General features: G+C 68.9%; 16 protein-coding genes. 6 read left to right on the top strand and 10 right to left on the bottom strand.

Annotation, left to right across the window (positions count from 1 at the left end):
* Positions 1-2: 2 nt before the first annotated feature.
* Both QHF84_RS33550 and QHF84_RS33545 read right to left on the bottom strand, forming a co-directional pair.
* Entirely contained in the window at positions 3-755 is a 753-nt protein-coding gene (locus QHF84_RS33550; RefSeq protein ID WP_281317577.1) for an alpha/beta fold hydrolase, read from the bottom strand.
* A gap of 248 nt (positions 756-1003) precedes the next feature.
* Positions 1004-1423, bottom strand: a complete 420-nt coding sequence (locus tag QHF84_RS33545; RefSeq protein ID WP_281317576.1) for a hypothetical protein — start codon at positions 1421-1423, stop codon at positions 1004-1006.
* Positions 1424-1580: 157 nt separating this feature from the next.
* On the opposite strand from QHF84_RS33545, the gene QHF84_RS33540 reads away from it, so the two are divergent.
* The 4 genes from QHF84_RS33540 to QHF84_RS33525 all read left to right on the top strand — a co-directional run bounded on the left by QHF84_RS33540 (position 1581) and on the right by QHF84_RS33525 (position 4616).
* Positions 1581-2216: a TetR/AcrR family transcriptional regulator gene (locus QHF84_RS33540; RefSeq protein ID WP_281317575.1), complete on the top strand. Its 636-nt coding sequence runs from the start codon at positions 1581-1583 to the stop codon at positions 2214-2216.
* Positions 2213-3457 carry a cytochrome P450 gene (locus QHF84_RS33535; protein WP_281317574.1) on the top strand — a complete coding sequence of 415 codons (1245 nt, stop codon included), beginning with the start codon at positions 2213-2215 and terminating at the stop codon, positions 3455-3457. The genes QHF84_RS33540 and QHF84_RS33535 overlap by 4 nt, the downstream gene beginning before the upstream one ends.
* A 172-nt stretch (positions 3458-3629) precedes the next feature.
* Entirely contained in the window at positions 3630-4190 is a 561-nt protein-coding gene (locus QHF84_RS33530; RefSeq protein ID WP_281317573.1) for a hypothetical protein, read from the top strand.
* A gap of 57 nt (positions 4191-4247) precedes the next feature.
* Positions 4248-4616, top strand: a complete 369-nt coding sequence (locus QHF84_RS33525) for a DUF4180 domain-containing protein (protein WP_281317572.1) — start codon at positions 4248-4250, stop codon at positions 4614-4616.
* Positions 4617-4622: 6 nt separating this feature from the next.
* Here the strand turns inward: QHF84_RS33525 and QHF84_RS33520 are convergent, their stop codons facing one another.
* From QHF84_RS33520 to QHF84_RS33510, 3 genes are all read right to left on the bottom strand, one after another.
* Positions 4623-10184 carry an Ig-like domain-containing alpha-2-macroglobulin family protein gene (locus QHF84_RS33520; protein WP_281317571.1) on the bottom strand — a complete coding sequence of 1854 codons (5562 nt, stop codon included), beginning with the start codon at positions 10182-10184 and terminating at the stop codon, positions 4623-4625.
* 45 nt (positions 10185-10229) lie between these two features.
* On the bottom strand, positions 10230-11597 hold the full coding sequence (locus QHF84_RS33515) for a hypothetical protein (RefSeq protein WP_281317570.1): 1368 nt from the start codon (positions 11595-11597) through the stop codon (positions 10230-10232).
* 166 nt (positions 11598-11763) lie between these two features.
* The gene (locus QHF84_RS33510; RefSeq protein WP_281317569.1) at positions 11764-12264 is read right to left on the bottom strand and encodes a hypothetical protein; all 501 of its coding nucleotides are present in this window, start codon (positions 12262-12264) and stop codon (positions 11764-11766) included.
* A gap of 191 nt (positions 12265-12455) precedes the next feature.
* Here QHF84_RS33510 and QHF84_RS33505 point away from each other — a divergent pair, with 191 nt between their 5' ends.
* On the top strand, positions 12456-13838 hold the full coding sequence (locus QHF84_RS33505) for an ATP-binding protein (RefSeq protein WP_281317568.1): 1383 nt from the start codon (positions 12456-12458) through the stop codon (positions 13836-13838).
* Positions 13839-13872: 34 nt separating this feature from the next.
* On the opposite strand, the gene QHF84_RS33500 is transcribed toward QHF84_RS33505, so the two are convergent.
* The 4 genes from QHF84_RS33500 to QHF84_RS33485 form a co-directional block, all read right to left on the bottom strand.
* Positions 13873-15837, bottom strand: coding sequence for an HYR domain-containing protein (locus QHF84_RS33500; RefSeq protein WP_281317567.1), 1965 nt, complete (start codon positions 15835-15837; stop codon positions 13873-13875).
* Positions 15838-16317: 480 nt separating this feature from the next.
* A complete protein-coding gene (locus QHF84_RS33495; RefSeq protein ID WP_281317566.1) occupies positions 16318-18201 on the bottom strand; it encodes a cytochrome c peroxidase in 1884 nt (627 codons plus the stop codon).
* Complete coding sequence (locus tag QHF84_RS33490; protein ID WP_281317565.1) at positions 18173-19603, bottom strand: alkaline phosphatase family protein; 1431 nt, start codon at positions 19601-19603, stop codon at positions 18173-18175. The genes QHF84_RS33495 and QHF84_RS33490 overlap by 29 nt, the downstream gene beginning before the upstream one ends.
* Before the next feature lie 46 nt (positions 19604-19649).
* The gene (locus tag QHF84_RS33485; protein WP_281317564.1) at positions 19650-22001 is read right to left on the bottom strand and encodes a transglycosylase SLT domain-containing protein; all 2352 of its coding nucleotides are present in this window, start codon (positions 21999-22001) and stop codon (positions 19650-19652) included.
* Between the two features lie 98 nt (positions 22002-22099).
* Between QHF84_RS33485 and QHF84_RS33480 the strand changes: the two genes are divergently transcribed.
* Positions 22100-22777 (top strand): Uma2 family endonuclease, encoded by a 678-nt coding sequence (locus QHF84_RS33480; protein ID WP_348652905.1) that lies wholly within the window; start codon positions 22100-22102, stop codon positions 22775-22777.
* Here QHF84_RS33480 and cheB read toward each other — a convergent pair whose 3' ends face one another.
* On the bottom strand, positions 22778-23887 hold the full coding sequence (gene cheB / locus QHF84_RS33475; protein WP_281317563.1) for a chemotaxis-specific protein-glutamate methyltransferase CheB: 1110 nt from the start codon (positions 23885-23887) through the stop codon (positions 22778-22780).
* Between the last annotated feature and the right edge of the window lie 6 nt (positions 23888-23893).

Here is a 23893-nt window from a genome sequence, read left to right as displayed (position 1 = left end):
GGTTAGTGCGTGCTCAAAAAGCTCCTCGCCACGCGGACGAATTGCTCTCGCTCCTCGAAGGCCGCGCCGTGACCGGCGCCCGGTACGACCCAGAGGCGTGCGTCGGGGATCGCTCGGTACATTTCGAGGGCAAGCTCGACTGGATAAAGATGATCACGGTCGCCGTAGACGATCAGCGTCCGCGCCGTGATCGTCGCGAGGTACGGCGGCGTAAAGTTCATGTCGTCGTGACGATCGGCGAACGCGCGGCCCTGCTCCCAGAGCGCCACGATTTGCTCGTCGCCGCGCGCGTGCCGCTCGCGCATCTCGCGCCATTCTTCCTCGGACCTGCTTTCCACGGTGAGCTGCCGCATGGCGGCGCGCGCCTGCTCCGGAAAGTACGGCGTCGCCGCGGCGATCACCATCGCCTCGACGCGGCGCGGCTGCTGCGTCGCCATGTGCAAAAGCACGCAGGCGCCCCCGCTGAGGCCAATCGCGCGGAATCGATCGATGCCGAGCTCGTCGAGAAGCGCGTACATGTCGCGGGCGACCTCCCGGAACACGAACGTGCCGCGGGGGTTTCCCGAAAGGCCGTGGCCCGGTAGATCGGGGACGATGGCGCGGAACCCCTCGTGGAGGGTTTCGCCGAGATGACGAAAATCGCGGCCGCAGCCGAGGAAGCCGTGCAGGAGGACGAGCGGCTCGCCCTCGCCGTGGATGTCCACGTGCATCTCGATGCTGCCGCCAAGGTGCGTTTTGCGGATGAGTGCGCTCATGTTCGAAGACCTCTCCTTCCGGCGAGGTTGCATAGGGCATGCCGAAAACGCTTGCTAGCTATCGATTTTTCGTATAAAAGCGTCGTCGGTCGGACGGGAGATCGCGATCGGCATCGCCCGATATGTAATCGGAATCACGGTCGTCATGGGCGAGTCGATTTCGCTCCCGGATCCAGGCCGTGACGAAGGGCAAACTCGAAAACGGCGTGGTGACGTTCGAGGTGCACGAGGTCGTCTGACCGGCGCCGTCACTCGCTCTTTTCGTCCCCCTTCAGGTAAGCCTGAAAGGCCGCGACGTCGTAAAGACCGAGGTCCGCGATGGCCTCGCCGTATTTGCGGATGAGGTCGTCGAACGAGGCGTTTTCGTCGTCCTCGAGGTCGTCCCGGATCTGCATGCCGACCCAATCGACCCATTCGATCTGGATGGGCGCGAATTCGCGGAAGTAGGCCGTCTTCTCCTCGGCACCGCGACCTTCGGCCCATTGCCACCACGCCATCAGGTAACTCTCGCCGGCGCCCATCCGCCAGTGAATGGAGTATCGCGGGATCTCCGGATACCGGAGCCACGGCGGCAGCGGCGTGGTGCGCCCCTGTTCGCGGAGCTCCCGCGCCAGCGATTCCCCGAGGACCGCCTCCCAACCCACCGGCTCGTCGTCTTGCTCCGCCACCGAAGTCCTCCGCGCGGCACTCCAGAGCGCCGCCGCGCCGGCAGTGTCCGTGACGCGCCGCGTGGGCGTCAAGTCGCTTGACAGCCCCGCGTTCCAGGCTCATCCTGCCCGATGAACCGCCGTTCATCGAACTGAACAACGCTTCATCCGAGGGCCCATGGTGACGGACAAGCGGGATCCCATCCACGCGCAGCTCGTCGATGCGCGGCGCAACCAGATCCTCGACGCGGCGACGGAGGTGTTCGCGGAGAAAGGTTTTCACCACGCGACCATCAAGGACATCGCGCGGCACGCGGGGATCGCGGACGGCACCATCTACATCTATTTCAAGAACAAGCCGGACCTGCTGCTCGGGATCCTCAATCGGGTGAACGAGAGCGAGCGGCGGGGGAGCGACCTGGCGAAGAGCCTGGAAGGGGAGATCGACGTCCGGCAATTCATGAAGGTCTACGTGCGCCACCGCCTCTCGGTGATGGACGACAACCTGCGCGGGTTCCAGGCCGTTCTTCCGGACATCCTCGCGAACACGGAGCTGCGCGAGCGTTTCTTGCGCGAGGTGATCGAGCCGAGTTTCCAGGTGGCCGAGCCGATTTTCGAGCAGTGGGTCGCGGCGGGGGCGGTCCGGCCGATGAACGCGGCGCTGGCGTTGCGCTTGGTATCGAGCACGTTCTTCGGGATGCTGGTCCTGCGCATGATGGGGGATGCCACGCTCGAAAATGCATGGGCGGATCTGCCTGAGGTCGTGACGAATTTCCTCTTCGACGGTCTCGAAAAAAAGGAGCCAAGCCGATGAACACCATCTCCGTCTCGCACCCCGTCCCGCGCCCCGGCGGCCGGCTCGTGGACATCACGCAGCCCGCGTTCAAGGCCCACCCTTTCCCGTTTTATGCGGAGCTGCGCAAAACGGCGCCGGTGTACCGGGCCCGGATGGGTCGGCTGGAAGGCGTTCTGATCACGCGTTACGACGACGTGCTCGCGGGGCTCAAGGACCCGCGGCTGGCGAAGGACATCGATAGCGTGCAAAACGCGGCCGAGCTGTCGAAGCGGCCGTGGATGCCCGCCTTCCTGCGAGCCTTGCAGAATAACATGCTCGACCAGGACGACCCGAACCACGCCCGGCTGCGAGCGCTCGTGCACCGCGCGTTCACCCCCGCGCGTATCGAGCGCGTGCGGACGCGCGTCGAGGCGATCGCCGGCGAGCTCCTCCACGCGGCGAAGGCCCGCGGCGAGTTCGAGCTCGTCCGCGATTTCGCGTTGCCCTTGCCGCTGACCGTGATCGGGGAGCTTCTCGGCGTGTCCGCGCGGGATCGCGTGCTCTTCCAGCGATTGTCGCGCAATGCCCTCGTCCCGCCCACCACGCTCAACGTGCTGCGCATGATCCCGGCCATGTGGGCGCTGGTTCGTTTCGTGCGGCATCTGCTCGAAGAGCGCCGCCGGCATCCGCAGGACGACCTCTTGACCGCGCTGGCCCAGGCCGAGGAGGCCGGCGATCGCCTGAGCGAGGACGAGCAGGTCGCGATGGTCCTCTTGCTGCTGCTCGCCGGCCACGAGACCACGGTGAACCTGATCTCGTCCGGCACGCTCGTATTGCTCACGCACCCCGAACAACGCGAATGGCTGCGCGCCCGGCCCGAGGGGATCAAGACCGCGGTGGAGGAGCTTTTGCGTTTCACGAACCCGGTGGAGACCGCGACCGAGCGTTATGCCAAGGAGGAATTCACGCTGCACGGCACGCGCATCCGGCGCGGGGAGCTGGTGCTTTGCGTGATCGCGTCGGCGAACCGCGACGAATCGCACTTCACGCGGCCGGAGGAGCTCGATCTCGCGCGCGAGCCGAACCGGCACCTGGCCTTCGGGCACGGCATTCATTTTTGCCTGGGTGCGCCGCTGGCCCGCATGGAGGGCCAGATCGCGATCAACATGCTCCTCGCGCAGCTTCCCCACCTGCGCCTCGCGGTGCCGGCCGAAAAGCTGCGCTGGCGGGCGACGCCGGTGGTGCGGGGGCTCGAGGCGCTGCCGCTCGTGGTTCGATGAGCGCGTCCGGTTGGTAAAACCCTGCCTGTCTGGAAAGGCACGCAGGCCGTTCTGTCCGAGCAAGCGGCCGCGCACGGGTTTCTCAGCGTGCCTGCGTGGTCCCTCCTTTGCAATCGCGGGGTCGGCTGCCGTCGTGGGCAGCCGGAGAAAGTCCAGGATGGAGGGAATGCCCATGCGTTCATTCACGGTCGCGCGTGCCGCGGTGCTGCCTCTCTTCGGCCTCCTCGTGGCCGCTTGCTCGGTCGGAGACGATGAGGATCTCGCGCTGGGGCGAGAGAACGCATCGGGCGTCGAGAAGGGCGGAGATGCCCAGATTCCCGCGCCCGATAAGGGGAAGGGAATCTCGCTGGAGGGCGACGTCGAGTTCATACCGGTCGAGAACGGCGCCGGCCACGCATCGATCGAGGGCAAGGAGATCGAGCAGCCGCTGCCGGAGGATCTCGGCAAGGGCGAGGTGACGAAGGAGCACCCTTCGATTGGCAAGCTCCCCCCGAAGGGTGATTTCGGTTCGATGGGGGATCTCCCCTCGAAGGGCAATCTCCCCTCGAAGGGCATTCACATGGTGAACAGCGCTTGCCCGAAGGCCCGGGTGGGCGAGATCGTCGGGGCTTGCGTGCAGGCGCTCACGTACGCGAAGAACCCGGAGACGGGCGAGTGCTGCGTCTATGCCACGCCGTGCGACGTGCCGAAGAGCTGGGACGCGTCGTTCTCGGCGGAGGCCGTTTGCCGGTAACGCCGCCGCGACGTCGCGATTGACGAGCACAGCTCTCCTCGGCTTAGATGCACGGCCATGGAGCCGAAAATCGTGGACGAGGGAGGGGTGACGGTCGTGGAAGGCCAGCCGGATCAGGCGTTCCTGACGAGCGCGCGGGACGTCGATCGCGTGATCGAGGCCTGCTTCGGGAGCTCGGCAGGATGCGTCCTCCTTTACGGGGCGAACCTGCCGGCGGCCTTCTTCGACCTGAGCTCGCGCGTGGCCGGCGACATCCTGCAAAAATTGAGAAACTACCGCATTCGGCTCGCCGTGGTATGCCCGCCGGGGAGCGTCGACCCGAGCAGCCGGTTCGGCGAGATGGTCGCCGAGGAGAACCGCGGGGAGCACTTCGGGCTGTTCGAGACCCGCGAAGCGGCCGTGGAATGGATCCACGCGTTCACCTGAGGACGCTCATTTGGCTCCCACCCGCACGTACGTCCCACCCGTACGCCCGTAGGTCTCGGGCGTATACATCTCCTCGATGTGCGTCGGCGGCGCCACGAATCGTCCCACGTGCGCCGCGCGGGCGAGATAGCGGAACCTCGTGATGCCGGCGGGCAACGTGTCGATGAAATAAACGACGCGGTCGTCGCGCATTTCGCGCCGCTGGGCCGGCGTCGCCTCCATGTTCGCGAGCCAGGGGCCGCCGACGTCGTGGGCGAAGCGCATCGGCTCGAGGCCGCCGGGGACCGGGTCCTCGAGGACGACGAAGCGACGCGGCGCGCGCGTGACGACCTCGACCTCGCAAAGCACGACCTGCCCGGGATCGAAGCGCGGCTCGGCGCCTTCGCCGGCCGGGAGGACCGGGCCGCCGAGGTCCGCGACGGGGCGGAAGGATTTCGTCAGGTAAAACCCGGCGTCGAGCGGCTCGCGCGGCATGTCCTCGCGGGCGTACCGGAGGATGGCCTCGTAATGCACGTGGCCTCCGCCGACGGCCTCGAACGTGAGCGGCGCGCCGCGACCACGAAGAAGATCGGACATGGGCACGAATGTGGTGCGGCGGAGCTTGCCCGATTCGCCGCCGAGGGGCGCGTCCGCGAGCAACGTATCGCCGAGGAAAACCCGCGCCTCCACGGGATCCAGAGGCGCCGGGTTTTTCTTGCGGTAGGCGTCGAGCGCGAGCAGCGCCCAGGCGGCCTCGTGGGTCGTGTGGTAATGGCCGCCGGAGCGCGCGTCGATGAGGCCACGCGCGAGGCGGGCCGCGAGCGGATGCGTGGGGTTCGTCGCGACGATCGCGCGCAGGGCCGCGGCGTCGGTGCGCACGCCGGAGTCGAATTCGTGCCACGGGGTTCGGGCTTCGGACGCGCTCGCCACGTGCGCCCCGGGGCCGTCGATTCGAATGCTCGTTTCGAGGTCGCGGAGGAGCTCGCGGCTTTCGTCCGTGTCCGCGAGGCCCGCTGTGGCGAAGGCGTGGAGCAACAGGGCGCGCGCGAAGCGAGGCATACGGGCGCGTTCGTCGAAGAGCGCGCGCATGCGGCTTTCGTCGGGGCGCTGGGCCATGGCGAGCACATCGAGCGCAAAGGCTGCGTGTTCGAGCGCAGAAGGGTTCGCCGCGGGGAAGGGGGCCGCGAGGCTCGACGCGAGGGAATGGGCGGCGCGATCGAGGGCGCCCGCGGGCACGGAGAACCCGCGGCGGCGCGCTTCGTCGAGGCCCCAGAGCGCATAGGCCGTGAGGTACGGATCCCGCTCGGACGAGCCGGGCCAGAGGCCGAAGCTCCCGTCTTTGTGCTGGTGCGTGAGCAGCCGGTCCACCGATTCCCGGAGCGCGGCGTTGACGTCGCCTGCTTTTTGCGGGCCGGTTTGTCTGGGCACGAGCGACACGCCGAGGGAATCGGCGAGGTCGCGCAGCGCGAGGAGCGGGACCATGCGGCTCACGGTCTGCTCCGTGCATCCGTACGGGTATTCGACGAGCTGCTCGATGCCCCCGGCGAGCCCGGAGAGCGGGGTCGAGGCGAGTGAGATCGAAAGGCCCCCCGCGTCTTTTCGCACGCCCGCGAGATCCCCGAGGCGCTCGGCGATGGCCGAGGTCGTCTCGCCCGAGAGGGCCGCGGTTTCGAACGTCGTGGGCACGGCAATCTGGGTTTTGAGGTCGACGCCGTCGGTCTCGCCTTGCAAGCTCGCCTCGAACGAGAGGCTCGCCTTTCCGGCGCGCTCGGCGCGGAAGGGGAAACGCACGAGGGCCGGGTGCCCGGGGTCGACCGTGGCCTCGCGGCGCATCGGGCCCGCGGGCGTGAGTCCCTTGGCGCTCGCGGTCACGATGGTATTGCCGCCGGGGATGTCGAGCGCGGACAGGGCCACGGACGCTTCGAATTGATCCCCCGCGCGTAATGCCAATGGGATGCTCGGGCGCGCCATGAGGGGTTTCGAGGTGGTCACGGTGGAATCGTTCGAGCCCGTACGATCGTCCTCCGTCACGGCGACGGCCATGAATCGATACGCCGTGAGGCCGTCGGGCAGCTTGATGCGGCGCTTCACGCGGCCGGACGCGTCCGTGACGAGGTCCGGAAAAAAAGCCACGGTTTGTCGGAAATCGCCGCGGCGGTCGCCGATGCTGGTTGCGCCCATGCGGACCAGGGGCGGCTTCGAGCGGTGGCCCCCCGAGAAGGTGCGAAGGAGATCGTCGCGCGCGTCCTCCGTCCGGATGCTCGAATAACGAGGGTCATAAATCGCCTCGAAGGGCTCGGGCGTGATGTAATACGTGAGCATCAGCGAGCCCTCGTCCGCGGCCCACAACGTGATTTCGGCCCGGACCGGTTTGCCCGCGGCGTCCTTCGCAACGACCTCGACGTCGAGCGTCTCGCCGGGCGCTGCGTGGAGCTTGCTCGGGCGCACGTCGACGTCGAGCTTGCGGTCCTTGGGGCTGACGCTGATCGCAGCTTCCCGCGACTCCGAGCGCGTGCCCATGAGCGTCGTGACCTCGATCTCCGCGTTCGGCATCATGGAGAACGTGATCGGGACGTCGACGATCGTCTGCGTGCCCGCGGGCGCGAGGGGCACGACGCGGCGGAAGAGCAGGCCCTCGCGCTCGACCGTGACGAGCGCCTGGCTCGGCGTCGAATGCGGCGAGTCGAGGACGAGGCGAGCGGTTTGTCCGACCCGATACTCTTTTTGTTCGACGCGCAGGACGAGCTCCGGCGCGGGAGGCGGAGGAGGCGGCGGAGGCGGAGGCGGCGGAGGCGGCGGAGGTATCGTCGTCGTGACCGCGGTGTTGACGTGGAGAGAATACGAGGCCGCGGCGCGGCGACCTTTTTCATCCTTCGTCGTGGCGCGGACGATGAGCTCGACCTCGTGGTCGGTCCCCACGATTTGCGCGGGAATCGTGAAGTCACAGCCGACGGGCGCCGCGCCGCTCGTGACGTCGCAGGTGCCGAGCGTGCGGTCCTCGACGGCGTTGTCCTCGCGGCGGGCGCGGCGCGCAAATTCGAGGTGCACCGGGTGCGAGCGCCGCTCGCCGTCCCGCGTCACCACGAGCACGCGCGGCGTGACCTTGTCACCGGGATCGACCCAGTATCGGTCGTCCTCGGAGAGCGCGACGAGCACGCTGGCTGGGTAGACGAGGGCGCTTTCCTCCGTATACCGCGTCTCCCGATTGAGATCCATGATCTCGACCCGACAGGTGACCCTCTCGACCGCCGTTTGGCCGGGCAATACGACGGGGACACCGAGCGAGAAGGCGCCGTCCCCGTCGAGCTTGCCCGTGCCCTGGGCGATCTGCGCCGAGGGCACCTGCACGTCGTGCTCGGAGAGCACGTAATCGTCGAGGCCTGGAACGTAGGGCTCGCCGGAGCCGCGCGTCACGACGATCGAGGCGCGGCCGCCGGCCATCGGGGCGCCGTAGAGCATCTCGCCGCGCGCGGTGCAAGTCATGCGGTCGCCCGGCTCGTAGACGTGTTTGTCGAGGCGCGCGTCGGCTTTGCTCTCCACGGGGCGATAATGGTTCACCGAGAAGCCCCAGCGAATGTGCTCGCCGTCGAGCTCGGCCTCGGCGCGATAACGTCCGAGCGGGGCGTCTTCCGCGATGGGCACGACGGTGGAGAAGGTGCCGAAGCGCGAGAGCACGTGGTGCGTGGTGCTGATCGGGCGGCGCTCGGGGTCGAGGATGCGCAAGGTGACCTCGCGGCCGCGCGGCGTCTCGAGGCCCGCGGTGACGGGCACGCGGAGGATTCCTTTGAGCTCCACCTGTTCGCCGGGCCGATAGATTCCACGGGCGGAGAAGAGGCGGCCGACGGGCTCGGGCGCAGGCGGCGCAGAGAGAGATTGGTACATCCAATCGTCGCCGCTCCGCGCCACGACGGCGAGCTTGGCCTCGCCCTCGCCCGGCTTTCGCGGGGGAATGCGCAAGGGGATGGCCGCGAGGCCCTTGTCGTCGGCCTCGGCCGCGCCGAGGAGCGAGGGGCGGCCGCCGGGCGGAACGTGGTGGACCTCGACCCGCGCGCCTTTCACGGGGGCCGCATTCGAGAGGCGCGTGAGCCAGACGAGCGCCTCGTCCGGGGCGACCTTGGTCAGGGGGCCGAGGTCGGTCAATTGCATTTCCTTTTCGACCGTCTTCAGCGACTGCTTCGTCGCGTCGCGATAACCGGCCCGGACGAGCACAGGGCCACTCGTGACGCCCGGAGGCAAGTGATCCTGGACGACGAGGCGGGACCAATACTCCTCGTTGCGTTTGCCCGTGGGCGCGGCGAAGCTCGACGAAGGCGAGGCGAGGGGGATCGAGGCGCCCACGAGCCGCGCGAGGACCTGGTCTTTGTCGAGCGGAATCAACGAGACCGTCGCGTCGACGGTGTTCGTCACGCCAATCGGCAGGATGCGCCGCTCGGGCACCCAATAGGTGCCCCTCGCGCCGATGATGAGCTCGGCAGGCAGGTCGCCGAAACGAAACTCGCGTTTGATGTCCGCGGGGAGGCGCTGGCCGTGGATGTCCTGGAAGGCGCGGCCGGCGCCGTGGGCGCGGATCTCCACGCGATAGGTTTTTCCGGGCTCGAAGTCCCCGTTGACGTACACCTCGCGGCTCGATTCGCCGTCGTCATAGGAGCCGGACACATCGAGCGAGTTCGGGGGAGGATCGACGACGATGGCGCGCTCGAGGACCTCCCCCGAGATGGGCGTCGCGAACTTGAGCGTGATCGTGGTCTCGGTCGGGTCGCAGCGATCTTTTTCGAGGGGGTGCGGATGGCACTCCGCCGAGGCGAGGCCCGCGGGGCCGAGCGTGCGAAATCGGATTTCTTCGGCCTTGCCGGCCGAGAGCTCGCCCTCGGCGCCGCGGAGCGAGGCGTCGATGCGCACGAGGACGTCCTTGTCGCGCGGGAGCGGGGCGCGCGGAGCGAGCACGGCGTGATCGTCCGTGACCTCGACGATCGAATAAGGGAGGGGGCCGCGGCCCGCGTCGATCGAGACGGCGCGTGAGATTTCGGCGGCCTTCACGGGTTGCGTGAAGAAGAGCGTGATCGTCGCATCCGGGCGAATGTCGGTCGCGCCGCGTGCAGGCTCGCTGCCGGAGAGGGAGGGTCGCGGTGTCGAAAAGGAAAGGACGAACGGGGCTTCGAGGGCGCTGCCGTCGAGCGCGCGAGTTCCGGCGGGGACTTCGACGCGGAATGTCGTCGCGGGAGGGAATGGTTTTGTCGGGACGAACTGGAGCGCGCTCGATCCGATCCAGGAGAAGGCGCCGGAGAGCGCTGGGGTGATTTGGAGCGGGGGCTCGGGCGAGCGGGGATCCGCGCTGATCGCGCGCATCGGTTTGTTGAAGACGAGCGTGATTTCGGGGCTCGGGTCGGTCTCGCCGTTCGGGCCGGCGAAAACGACGCGGAGCGGGCCGGCCTCCGGCGCGCGAGGGGCGAGCGCCGCGCGGGGGGCGAGCTCGCCCCGGACGGGCGCCGCAGGAGGTTTCGGGGGACGCGCGCCGGGAAAACAGGCCGCGGCAGCAGCGGCGAGGGCGGCGAGCACGGCGGCGGCGGGCGAAGGGCGACGCAAACGCATGAGGAGGCCGGGATCGACAAGCGAGGTGGACCGAGGTTCCCCTGTCTATTCGTCTTTGGCAGGGCGGTAAAGCTCCACGCCCGACGCACCGAACGTGGTGCGCAAAGGCTCGCGTTCGCCGTGCGGCCACGCCGCGGGGGTATGGCGCAAGAGCGGATGGGGGCGGAGGGATTGGAAGAGGATGTGGCAAGGATCGTCCGCCGCGCCGCCGAGCTCGGCCTTTTCCTGCAAGAAACGGCCGGGGCGCTCCCGCGGCGACTCGTCGCCGAGGGTTTCCGCGAGGGCGGCGGCCATGTCGAGCAGGGCTTCGCGAATACGCGCGTCCGCGCTCGATCGCGCCGCCGCGCGCATGGCTTTCACGGCCGGGCGCGCTTCCTTTCCGAGGACTTCCTTGCCGGCCGCGGAGAGGGCTGTCGCGAGCGAGAGGCGAAGCTCGGGCGAGCGCGTGGAAAGGAGGCGCGCGACGAGGCGCGGCGCAATTTCGGGAGGCCATTCGTCGGCCTCGCGCGCGAGGGCATCGATGATACGAATCGGCGGTTCGTCGGGGGTGGCGAGCGCGAGCGCGATGCGCGTGACGGCGGCGGTGAGCGCGGCGCCGCGGGCGCCCTCTTCGAGCAGGACGACGGCCGCGGCGAGCGAGCCGGACGAGGTGCCGGCGGCAATCGTCGCGAGGCGCGGGACGTGCTCGGGGAAATGGGCGAGGACGGTGTAGATGCGCGCCCGCTCGTCGAGGGTTTCCGCATGGACCGATTCGAGGCGCGGCAAGGCCTCGGGCGCGGCCGAGCGCTCGATGGTGTCGAGCAGATACGAGGCGACGAGGGGGCAGGCGCGGACGTCGTCCCGATCGAGCAAGCGCACGAGCTCCTCGCTTTCGGTCGGATCGAGGCCGTGCACGTCGAAGGCGAGGGTGGCCGCGAAGAGTTTGTCGGGGTACGTGTCGCGCAGGTGTGGCACGACGAACCGATACCGGCCGGGCGGGAGGATTCGTTCGCCGCCCATGAGGGGGAGCTCGGAGACGATGGTCGCCGCGGAGGGCGCGAGCTCGGGCTGCGCGGAGACGGTGAGGCAATACCCCTGGGGGGGCGGAAAGGCGCGAAAAACGTCGTCGAGGCCGAGCCGCTCGATGGTGCCGAAGAGGCCGGGCCAATGACGCGCGCCGCGGATGGGATCGGGGTTCTTGTTGACGAGCCGGAACGCGGAAAATGGGGTATCGCCCTGGTGCGGTTCGAGGAGGACGAGGGAGGTCTCGCCGCCGGGATTCGTGGGTTCGATCGCGGTGAGATCCGGCGGGGAGATCGCGGGGCCCCGCGCGTCGGCCTCACCGCCGCGCGGGAGGGCCGTCGCGCCGCACCCGAGGACAAAAAGCAGGGCGAGCGCGACGAGAGCGCTCGCGTGGCGGGCGGAACGGGGCATCGCTGCGTCGTTGGACGCGCGGGCGGCGATGGGCTTGGGGTTCGATCGATTCCAGCGCGCCAGGCTCGCTCACGGCCGTCGCGCTTCCACCGTCCGGAGCACCTGGGCGGCTCGAACGAGGGGCATTCGCTCGGCACGCCGAGCTACCGCCCCCATTCTCTCACGCTCATTCGTCGTCCTCGTCCTCCGGCACGACCTTTCCTTCGTACAGGGCAAACGCGACCTCGAAGCCGTCGTCCTCGAAGGACGCGACCACGTCGTCGAACGAGGCATTCTCGTGATACCCGAACCCGATCTGGTCCGTGGGGCCGAGCAAGGCCTGGAGCGCCTCGCTTTCGGCCGCGGCGAACGAGCGCAGGACGCCGAGCAAGGTCTCCGCCGTGGCGCGCGGCGCGGGCTTCTCGGGGTGCCTGACGAAGAGCTCCATGAGGTCCGCGTCGTCCTCGATCAGGAACCAGATGGGCCGTTCGGCGTACTTCTTGACGAGCGCGGCGTCGGCGAACCCGCGCAGATCGCTGAATCGACCGAGGATGACCGTGGGCGGGAGCTCGTCGTCCTCGCCCTCCTCGCCTTCCTCGCCCTCGTCGAGCTCTTCTTCGTCGGGCGGCAGAGGCTCCGCTGGTTCGGGCGCTCGTCCGCGCTCCTTCGGGTCCCTTCGTTTGTCCATCGTGCTCTCCGGGGTCCTCGCTCCACGTCGACCGTCGAGTGTCGCGTGGGTCTCCCGATGGACGTGGCCATCGACACCCACGCGCGCCGTCGTTTTTACCCCACCCGGGCCGTGTACGCGACTAAGATGGCGCTTTGCCTCGCGTCGGCCCCTCGCTTTTCACGGAGGGGGATGGCCCGCGGGAGCCGCCCATGCGTTTCTCGCCCCTCGCCGATCCCCGCCTCGAAATCCTGCATTTGCTCGACCAGCCCGTCTGGATCACGGACCCGGACGTGGTGCGTATCGTGTGGGCGAACCGCGCGGCCGTGGCCCTCTGGCGCGCCGAGGATCTGCACGAGCTGGTCAACCGGGACCTCGCGCCGTCGCCGACGATTCGCGCGACGGTCCAGCAGCTCCGCGACCGCGTGGCGTCGGGCGAGCGCATCACGTCCGAGCGGACGATCTATCCGAAGGGCGACGCGATCCGCGTGCACATGAGCTTCAAGCCATTCCCGCTGCCCGACGGCCGCGGGGGCCTGCTCGTCGAGGGGACGCCCATTCGTGACGCGGTCGACCCCGAGGTGGTGCGCGCCGCGGAGGCGGTGCGATATGCGCCGCTCGTGGTGACGACACACGCGCTCGACGGCTCGCTCCTGCAAGCGAATACGCTGGCGCGCGAGACGTTCGGCAATGCATTTTCGTTCGAGGGGATCTTCGCCGAGCCCGCGGAGGGGGCGCGCGCGCTCGCAGAGGTCGCGGGGGGCGAGCCGTTTTTCGAGGACGCGGAGGTCGTGACGACAGAGGGGCCGCGGTGGTTCTCGGTCGCCGCGCGGCCGATCCCGGATCCGGTGACGGGCAAACCCGGCATTCTGGTGAGCGCGCACGACATGACGGCGCGTATCGAGGCGGAGCGCGCGAAGGACGAGCTCGTGAGCGTGGTGAGCCACGAATTGCGTACGCCATTGACGGCGATCCAGGGCGCGATCGGGCTCGTCGTGGGCGGCGTGGCGGGCAAGGATCCGGAGCTGCAGGCGGAGCTCTTGCAGATGGCGTCGGACAACGTGCAGCGTCTCGGGCGGCTCGTGGACGATCTGCTCGACGTGCGAAAGCTCGCGGCGGGGGGCATTTCGCTCGAGCTCGCGCATACGGACCTCGCGGACGTCGTGCGGAGCGCCGCCCTGCTCCACGCGCCGGCGGCGCGGTTGAAGGAGATCGTGGTGGAGACGGACGTGGCCGAGAGGATGCCGGTGTTCGTCGATCCGCAACGGATCCAGCAGGTGATCCTGAATTTCCTGTCGAATGCGATCAAGCACTCGCCGACGGGGGAGGTCGTGCAGGTGCGCGCGCGGCCGATCGCGGAGGGGTTCCGCGTGGAGGTGGCGGATCGGGGGCCCGGGGTGCCGGAGGCGTTCCGCGACAAGATTTTTCGGCGTTTTTCGCAGGCGGACGCGTCGAGCACGCGCAGCGTCGGCGGGACGGGGCTCGGGCTCTACATCGCGAAGACGATCGTCGTGATGCACGGCGGCCGCCTCGGATACGAAAATGGGAAGGCGGGCGGCGCGGTGTTCTTTTTCGAGTTGCCCGCGAGAGGTTGACCCCGGATCGGCGCTGGGATGGGGCGATCGGACCTCAAGGGCGACAGACCTGGTACGCGTCGCCGCTGTCCACGGCGGGCTGCCCGTCCATGCTGCGCGGTATGCCGACCGGGCAGACGCCGTACGAGACGTTGCCCGACGCATCGGTCACCTGGAAGTGGATTTCGTACACCCGACCATCACTCGGGCCCTTTCGCTCCACGCGCAAGGAGACGGTGTCTTCATCGACGATGACGATGTCCGGTATCGTGTTGCCGTTCCCCGGCGCATTCGGAGCCTCGTCCGAGGTGACACACGTGATCGTGGCCGATACGGCGGACGGGGCGAGCACGCCTCCGCACGTGTCGGTCACCGTGATTCCGCAATCGCTCAGGTTCACGGTGGTGAACTTGTGGTTCAGCGGCAAGAACAGCGAAAGCCCGCTCGTGGTGACGAGCGGCGGCGTGCTGTCGACCACCTGGATCGTCGAGGTGCAGCTCGAGGCGTTGCCCGAGGTATCCGTGGCCGTGTAGGTGACGACGGTCGTGCCGAGCGGATACGAGCCCGCAGACGGACCGTTGATCGTAATGTCGGAGCAGACATCGCTCGCTTGTGCGGCCCCGGGGACCACGTTGGCGGCGCCATTGCCCGTGCATTCGGTGACGAGCGCGTCGGGGCACGTGAGGATCGGCGTCGTCGTGTCGACCACCGTCGCCGCCGTGGTACACGTCGTCGTATTGCCTGCCAGATCGGTCGCCGTGTACGAGAGCGCATGGACGCCGAGCGGTAAGCTCGCGGGCGCAGGCGCGGCTACGCTGGCGCCGCAGTTGTCCGCAGCGATCGCGGCGGGCGGTGAGACGAGCGCCTGCTGGTTGCCCGTGCACTCGACAGCGAAGGAAGCCGGACAGGAGAGGCTGGGAGGCTCGCAATCGTTCACGGTCACGGTCGCCTGGCAGGTATCGATTTCCTGGCCGTCGGAGACTTCCACGAGCACGCTGGTCGTACCCACGGCATAAGGACCGGCAGGGGATTGCGTGGCGGTGAGCGGATCGCCGTCCGGATCGGATGAATTCGCGCCGAGGCCAGAGACCTCAGCCGAGCATTGCCCTGCGTCGTTGCAGGCCGTGACGTTTTCGCAGACCGCGAGGGGCGGCGCGTTCTCTCGAGCGCACGCGGCGCTGCAGCCGTCGCCGTCGATCTTGTTGCCGTCGTCGCACGCCTCGAAGGGATCCACGTCGCCGTCCCCGCAGACCCAGCAGTCCTGGTCCGCGCCGTCGATGTCCCCGTCGCCGTCGTTATCCTCGTCGTCATTGCATACCTCGGCGGTCAGGAGCGTGCCGGGTCCGCCGAGGATGACGGGTTTGCCCTGGAGGATGCCACCACTGTCGTGCGTGGCGAGGACGCCGAGGCCGGAGTACCCCTCCGGCCCGATGAAGACGTTGTGAAAGCAGCAGTGGCTGAGGTTCGCTTTCGTGACGCCCGGGGCGAGCAGGACGAGCTCCGGCGTGGGGGCCGCGTAGGTGAACGAGACATCCGCCGTGGTGAGCGGCATCGGCAAAAAGCCCCAGCCACCAGGCGCGCCGGCCTGCGTCAGGGCGACGAGGGACCCGCCCTTGGCGTTCACGAAGGTCGCGATGTCGGGCTTTCGCGTGTTGAGCGCGGCGATCTGGAGGTTGTTGATACCGCCGCTGGTATTCACGGAGGCGGAAGGGATGTAGAGCGCGGCATAATTCGAAAAATCGACCGTCTTGATCTGCGTCGGGTCGTTCACGATCGTGATGACGGCGCCCGGTCCGCCGAAGCCCGGGTTGTTCCAGCTGTTCAGAGCGGACTGCGCGAAGTTTCCGTTCACGCCGATGGCCAGGATGCCCGTACCGGCCGATTTCGACTGCACGACGGCCTGCTTCAGAAACGCGACGTAAATGCCCCCGCACGCCTTGCCCTGGCAATGCCCGACGTCGTCCGCGTCGTCCCCCGAGACGACGACGAATCCGCCGACGCTCAGCTTTTGCGCTGCCACGCCGAGCTCGTCCTCTTCCAGCGGCGATTCTGCGAGGCAACCGGAGAGGAGGCCAAGCAGCGCGGACGAAAGCAGCGTGCCCTGAAATGACCAAAGACCGCGTCTTCGCCATCCTGAGATATCATTGAATTGCGTCGTCATATGGATGGATCCCCCCATGCCCCACCACGACCCACCGATTCAACGCACCGCAGCCGTTCCGCTCCACGAACGGCGCGAGCCCGACCGATGACGCGACTCGGCGGCTGATGGGCCGCGCTGCGGTCGTACGTCGAAAGGAGTCCCGATTGAGTACCATGGGGCTCGTCGCCAGCAATCACAAATTTTCATGTTTTCAGGAAACCCCGGTCATCGTGGTGACCACGCCCTGGTACAATGGATTGCCTCGCGGGGCGGCCCTTCGTCATCCCGTCAGGGACGGCGCAGGGCTTCGCCGCAGCTCATCTTCGGCCGGGGCGGTGAGCTCGATGCAGGCGGAGCTCAGCGCGTGGAAACCAGCTTTTCGGGCGGTGTCTTGTCGAGGAGCGCCTCGCGCAGGAAGACGAGGAGGGCGCGTTTGTCGTCGAGGGACAAACCGAGCGGGCGCACGTCGGGGTCCTGGTTCGGGATGGGGAGGCCGAGGCCTTTGCCGCCGCCCTTGTCGTAGAAATCGACGACCTCTTCGAGCGTGCGGAAAGCGCCGTGGTGGAAATAAGGCGCGGTGCGCGCGACGTCGCGGGTCGTCGGGGTTTTGATGGCGCCCTCGTCGGCCGCGCGCGAGGTGACGGCGCCGCGGCCCCGATCGGTATCGAGGGTGGTGCCGCCGGGTTTGTCGGGGACGCCGAGGATGGCGAAGACAGGGACGGCGAAATCGAGCGGGCGGGAGCCGCCGAAGAAGGGCGGGATGTGGCAACGAGCGCAGCGGCCCTTGCCGGCGAAGACGTCGAGGCCGCGGCGATGGAGGGGCGAGAGCGCGGTTTCGTCGCCGCGGGCGAACGCGTCGATCGGGGCGTCGCCGGGGACGAAGGCCTCGGATTCGAAGGCGGCGAGGGCATGGCCGACGTTGTCGGGATTCACGCCCGGCGTGGGGAGCGCCTGGAAGAGGGCGCGGAGGTCTCCGGCGGATTCGATGGCAGTGACGAGCTCGCCCGGTTCGAGGCCCATTTCGGCGCGCGCGTGAATGACGCCGAGGGCCTGGCGCTCGGGCGTGAGCGTGCGGCCGTCCCAGAGCTGCGCGGCGTGCAGCGGAGCGTAGAGCAGGGTCGGGGTATGGCGCAGGGTGACGGCCGGATCGAGCGAGGGCGGGCGGGGGAGGCCGTCCGCAAAACCCTTTTCGGGGACGTGGCAGGTGGCGCAGGAACGAGCGTTGTTCTTGGACAAACGTTTGTCGAAGAAGAGCTTGCGGCCGAGCGCGGCCCAAGGGGCTTCGTCGCCGCTCGTTTTGCGCGGGCGGCTGCGCGGGGCGGGGAGGGTGAGGGCGGAGACGGGCTCGTCGGCGTCGGTCTTCGCGATCGGGAAGCGGGCGCGATAAGGCAATCGGACCGTCGCGCCGGCGGCGGCGGCGAGGCGGCGGAGGGCGACGCCGAGGCGGCCCGTGGCGAGGACGAAGCTCGCGCGGTCGTTCAGGTCGTCCGCGGTTTTCGCGGCATCGAGGCGGGCGCGGAGGGGCCGGGCGGCTTCCTTGGCGGATTCGAGGGCGGCCGAGGTTTGGGCGGCGGCGGGGGTCGCGAGGGCCGCGGCCGCGGATTCGATGAAATCGAGGGTGCCGCGGAGATCGGCGAGGACGGCGGCGGAGCCTTCGGGGACGCCCTGCATCGATTCGAGCGCGAGGGCGCCGAGGTCGTACGCGGCGAGCGAGAGGGCATGCGCGACGGCGCCGGGCGCAGGCGGAATGCGGCGCGCTTCGCTCTCGAAGAGGCGCAAGGCGCGTTCGAGGGTGAGCATTTCGGCGCGCGCGGCCGCGGCGTCCCCACGGGCGAGGGCGGCGTCGAGGCGGAGGAGCGCGCCGCCGCCTTCGTCCATGGAGCGCGGAGGGCCGAAGACGACCTCGCCGCCGAGGCTCTCCGGCCTGCGCCAGAGCGGCGCGCCCGCGGCGAGGGCGCGGCGAAGGTCGAGGTAATGGGAATCGGTGTCGCCGCGGCCCTGGGGCATGGCGGCCACGAGTGCTTCGAGGGCGTCGAGGCCGCGGCGGGCAGGCCCTTCGACGATACGCGCGAGCGGGGAAATCGGAGGTTCGGGGAGAACGGCCCCCGCGTCCTCGGGCGCGCTCGCGTCCACAGGGGCGGGGGCGGGGGCCTCCGGCTCGTCCGGGCAGCCCGCGAGGAGGAGGGCCGCGAGGACGAGCGCGGAGAGGCGTTCAGGGCTCGTAGAGCGCCTTGCAGGCATCGATCTTGGCCTGGTCGACCGTGGGCATCGCGAACGTCGGGGGCTCGGCATGCGGGGGGTTTTCGAAGTCGAACATTTCCCACGGCGCCTCGGCGTTCGCATCCCGATTCGTGAGCGCCGGCATCTGGAAGCGGGCCTCGATGAACCGGACGATCGAGGTGTGGTCGTAGGTCCGGTGACCGACGAAATGCTTCTTCGCGTAGGGCGAGACGACGAGGAGCGGGACCCGGACGCCGAGCTGATCGAATTTCGCGTCGGTATCGCCTTCCTTCAGCGCGGGCGCGATGTCGTCGGGCGGGCAAGCGGCCGGGGGCACGACGTGGTCGTAGAGGCCGCCGTGCTCGTCGTACGTGAGGAAGAGGGCGGAGCGGTCCCAGGCCGAGCTCTTCGTGAGGGCCTCGATGACGCTGGCGGTGAATTGCTCGCCGAGCATGGCGATCGCGGGCGGATGCTCGTCGTTCTGGGCGTAACCCTCGCGCGCGATGCCCGGATCGACGAAGGCGACCTGCGGCAAGTCGCCATTCTCGAGGTCGGTGAAGTAACTCTCGATCGGGACGAAATGCCCGTGGTCGTCCTTGCTGTACTGGAGGTACTTGTCGACGAAGATCGCAGCGCCGGGGGTGGTCGAGACGTAGACGCGCCAGTTGATCTGCCGCATTTCGAGATAATCGAAGATCGTCTCGTCCGGCGCGACGAATTCGTTGTGGACGGCGCCGAAGGAGCTCGCCGCGTAGAGGTACATGCGATTCGGCCACGTGGGGCCGGGGACGGAAGAATGGTAGTGGTCCGCGATGGCGAACTCGTTCGCGAGCCAGTAATAAAACGGCAGATCGTCCTGGGTGTAGTAGCCGAGGCCGCGGCGGCCGCTCAGCATCTCCTCCGGGGCGCCGGGGCTCGGGAGCTCGTGCCAGCCGTCGTTGGTCTTGAAAAACCCGTCCATCTTGCCGCCGTTGATCTGCTCGTGCGTGCCGGTCCATTCGTGGTTCGTGTCCACGAAGCAGAACTGGCTGTCACGGAACGGAGCGACGGCGGTGCCGGTCTGGTCGAGGTTCGTGAAGCCCTCGGGGGCGACCTCGACGTCGTTCTGGCCGTACTCGGGCAGCTTCTGGAAGTAATGGTCGAACGAGCGATTCTCCATCATGACGACCACGATGTGGTCGATGGGAATCTCGGCGCCGTAAGGACGCGACGCCCCTTGTGTCTCCGCGGGGAGCATGCCCGCCGTGTATCCGCACGAGGTCCGCTTCGTGGCGGCCTCGTCGTCGCTCGGCGGGACGACGTCGCGGTTCCATTCCGCAGGGCCGGGGAGCGGGGGCGTGGTCTGCGCCTGCTCGTCGGGCGTGCAGCCGACGAGGGCGAGGGTCGGGAGCAAAGCAAGGAGCAGAGGGCGAGCGCTACGCATCGGCTCCCATCATGGCGCGCGAGGCCGGCGGCTGGCTACGAGAAAATCAGGGCGCAGGCGGGGGGAGCGCCGCAGGGGGCTCCTTGGGCGTCACGGTCTTGTCAGCCGCAGGCTTGTTGGCCGCCGGCTTGTCGGATGCAGGCTTGTTGGCCGCCGGCTTGTCGGATGCAGGCTTGGTGGCCGCAGGCTTGTTGGCCGCAGGCTTTTCGGCCGCCGGGGTCTCGTTGCGGAACGTCGCGGGCTTGGTCGGCCCCTCATCGGCCGCGGGCTTGCCGTCCGCCTTGGGCTCGTCGGGGTCGTCGGCCTCCGCGGGTTTGTCCTCGACGGGACGCGCGACGGCGACGGCCTCGGCCTTGTCGTCCGGGGTCTCCTTGGCAGGCGCCGGCGCGGCCTTGGGCGGGGCCGGCTGCGCGACATACACGACGACCTTGTCGCCCGGCGCGAGGGGGCTCGTGCGCGAGCGGTGGTTGATGCGTTCGAGCATGCCGAGGCTGAGATTGTATCGCTTCGACAAACTGCGCCAGGTGTCGCCATCGGCGGCGGCGATCTCCATGCGTTTGCGGCCCTTCAGGTTCTCGAAATGGGTGAAGAACTCGGTGGAGCCGACGGGCAGGACGCGGGCCTCGGCGTCCTCGAGGACGAGCGCATTCGTGAGGGCGCGCTCGCGCGGGACGAAGACCTGCAAGGTCATTCCGTCGTGGAGGGCAGCCGAGGGGTCGACCGTGTTCCAGCGGGCGAGCTCGGCGGCGGAGACGGAGAGCGCGGAGGCGACCTCGCGGACGGTGTCGCCGGCGACGACGCGATAAAAGATGCGGCGGCGATCGGGGTAGGTGAAGGTCTCCGCAGGGACGACGATGACGGGCTTTTCGCCGCGCGCGCCGGAGAAGACGCTGGCGACGGTGGGTTTGTCGGGGCCGCCCTCGGGGACGAGGAGGACGGTGCCGGGGCGGACCTGCTCGCCGGAGCGGAGGCCATTCAAGGAGAGCAAGTTGCTCTTCGTGGTGCCGCGGAGGGCGGCGATGTCCTCGATCGATTCGCCCCAGCGGACGAGGTGACGTTCGAGTTTGTCCTCGCGTTCGAGGAGCTTGGCGACGGTCTTGGCGGCGCGGGCGCCAGTGCCGGGCGGGACGCGGACGACGAACGAGGCGCCCTCTTTGGCGTCGGGGCCGAGGGGCGGGGTGCGGCCGACGGGGAGCTGCGGATTGAGGGCCTCGACGGCGTCGAGCTCGACGCCGGCCGCCGTGGCGACGGTGCGGAGCGCGACGCCGGGGCCGACCGCGACTTTGTCGAAGGTGACCGCAGGCTCGAGCTCGATGCCGTCGCAGCCGAAGACGGCGCAATTCTTGGCGACGATCGCCATGGAGACGATCTTCGGGACGTAAAGCGCCGTTTCGAGCGGGAGGCCCGCTTCGAGGCGGCTGAGCTCCCAGAAATCATTGGTGTTGTATTTGCGAATGGAGGCGAGGAGGCCGCCATACCCCATGTTGTAGGCGGCAAACGCGAGCTCCCAGCTCCCGAAGCGGCGGTGGAGGTCGGAGAGGTAACGCGCGGCGGCGAGGGTGGAGCGCTCGGGGTCGAGGCGCTCGTCGATCCAGCGGTCGACGGTGAGGCCGTAAATGCGGGCGCCCTCGGGCATGAACTGCCAGAGGCCGGCGGCGCCGACGGGCGAATGAATGGTGGGATCGAAGCCGCTCTCGACGAGGGCGAGCCAGACGACGTCCTCGGGCAAACCCTGCTCACGAAGGACGCGGCGAATGGCCGCCCCATACCGGCCGCTCTTCTTGACCCACGAGGCGACCATGGAGCGGCCCCGAGGGTTGTTCTTGTAAAACTCGAGGTAACGCAGGACGCGCGCATCCCAGCGGACGGGGATGTCGGGGAGGTCGAGCTTTTTGATGAAGGAGAGGTCGGCCGGCGCCGGGGGCTGGAGCGGAGCCGGCAGCGGTGCCGAAGGGGGAACGCCGGTGGCGAGGAGGACGGGGCCGCCACGATCGAGGGTGGGCAGGTCGTCCGAGGGCCAAGGGGAGCCAGCATTCGGCGCCGTGGAGAAGAGGGCGAGGTCGAGCTCACGGAGGGCGCGGAGCTCGGCAGACTCGTCGACGCTGCGATGCTGGGTCGGGGGCAAGCCCGCGATGGCGCGGCGGGCACTCTCGTCGGGCTCGCCGGGCTCACCAGGCTTGCGCGCGAGGGGCTTTTTGCCGGCAGGCTTCTTGGCGGCGGGCTTCTGCGTGGGCTTGGCAGGCGCCTGGGTTTTGGGCTTGGCGGCGGGCTTCGAAGGCGCGGGCTTCACGCCGGCAGGCGCGGGCTTGGGCTGGGCGAGGCCCGGCAGAGAAACGAGCGCGCCGGCGAGGAGCCAGCCGGCCGTGACGAACACGCGTGCGGCCTTTCGAAAGCGCATGACCCGAAGGCGGGTGTCTCACGGTGGGGACGCGGGGTCAACTTTCGCGCGGGGGCGGGGGGTTGCTTCGGATGCGCGCCAGGGGCAGTCTCCCGATCATGGGTTTTGCCGCTGAGAAGCGGGAGCGCGCGACGCTCGCTGAGCTCGAAGCCGTTCCGAACAACAAGGTCGGCGAGATCATCAACGGCACGCTGTACGCATTTCCGCGCCCTGCGCCGCAGCACTCGCGCGCGTCCTCCGTGCTCGGTGGTGACTTGATGGGCCCCTTCCAGCGTGGTCGCGGTGGTCCGGGCGGATGGCAGATCTTCGACGAACCAGAGCTCTTGCTCGGTCCCGAAGGCGAGGAGGACATCCTCGTCCCTGACATCGCCGGCTGGCGGATCGAGCGCTTGCCGCGACTCCCGAGGACCGCGCGTTTCATGCTCGCGCCCGATTGGGTCTGCGAGGTCCTGAGCCCGAGCACGGTGACGGTCGATCGGGCGGAGAAGATGCCGGCCTACGCGCGTCACGGCGTGCGATACGCGTGGCTCGTGGATCCGATCGCGCGCACGCTCGAAGTGTTCATGCTGGAGAGAGGCCGCTGGGTGCTGCTCGGCGTGTACGGCGGGAGCGCGGTCGTGCGCGCGGAGCCCTTCGACGCGATCGAGCTGGAGCTCGCGGCGCTGTGGGGAGAGGTCGAAGAGGAAGCGCCGGCCCCCCCGGAAGAGCCCGCGAAAACGCCGCGGAAGGCGTCGGCCAAAAAGAGCGCCAAAAAGGCGCGCTCGCAGCGTTCCTGATCAGGAGAGCTGCGCCACCCAGTCCACGATCTGCGGCAGCCCCATCACCTCGTTCACGACGCCGGCTTTCACCGCGGCGCGCGGCATGCCGTAGACGACCGCGGTCTCCTCGCTCTCGGCGATGATCGTTCCGCCGCCGGCACGGATCGCGCGGGCGCCGGCGACGCCGTCGTCGCCCATGCCCGTGAGGATGACGCCGTAGGCCCGCGAGCCGACCGGCGCGAGGCTGCGCAGGAGGCGGTCGGCGCTCGGGATGTAGCGGTCGTGTTGTGATGGAGGGCCGACGCGGAGGCGGATCTCGTTCCAGCCCATGCCGCTCGGGCCCTGCGAGACGACCGCCTCCATGCACATCTTGCCCGGGCAGATGAAGGCGCGGCGCGCCGTGACGAGGTCGCCGTCGACGGCCTCGGACACGCGGATCGCGCTCTTTCGGTCGAGGCGCTCGGCGAAGGTGCGGGTGAACTTCTCCGGCATGTGCTGCGCGATGAGGATCGCCCCGGGGAACTTCTCGGGGACGCGGCTCAGGATCTCGAGCAGCGCCGTCGGGCCGCCCGTCGAGGAGCCGATGCCGACGATGAAGCGCGCCGCGATGTTGGCGACCGAGCGCGCGCTCGGCTGCTCGGGCGTCGCCGTGGAGAGGACCGGCGGCGTGGCCGTGGAGCGCGGGAGCGGCGGGATCGCGCTGTTGCGCTGGCTCACGGCCCCGAGCGGGCGCAGGTAGCGGACGAGGAGGACCTTCTGGAGGATCTCGCGGCGCAGAGAGGCGTCGGGCGCGAGCTTCTGGGTCGGCTTGGCGACGAAGTCGACGGCGCCGAGCTCGAGGGCCTTGAAGACGTTCTCCTTCTGGCTGTAGCTCGACACCACGATCACGGGCGTCGGCTGCCGGACCATCAGGATGCGGAGGAAGGTGAAACCATCCATCCGCGGCATTTCGAGGTCGAGCGTGATGACGTCAGGCTTGAGGCTCAACGCGAGGCGCAGCGCCTCCTCGCCGTCGCCCGCCTTGCCGACGACCTCGACCTCGTCGCTGCCGGTGAGGATGTCCGCGATGTTCCTTCGGTTGTACGCGGAGTCGTCGACGACGAGTACCCGCAGCGGACCGGTCTTCACCACCGT

Origin of the sequence: Polyangium sp. y55x31, assembly GCF_029946505.1 — a bacterium.
Taxonomy (GTDB): Bacteria; Myxococcota_A; Polyangia; order Polyangiales; family Polyangiaceae; genus Polyangium.
The sequence above is the reverse complement of the archived record's forward strand: the minus strand, read 5'-3'. Positions and strand labels throughout refer to the sequence as shown.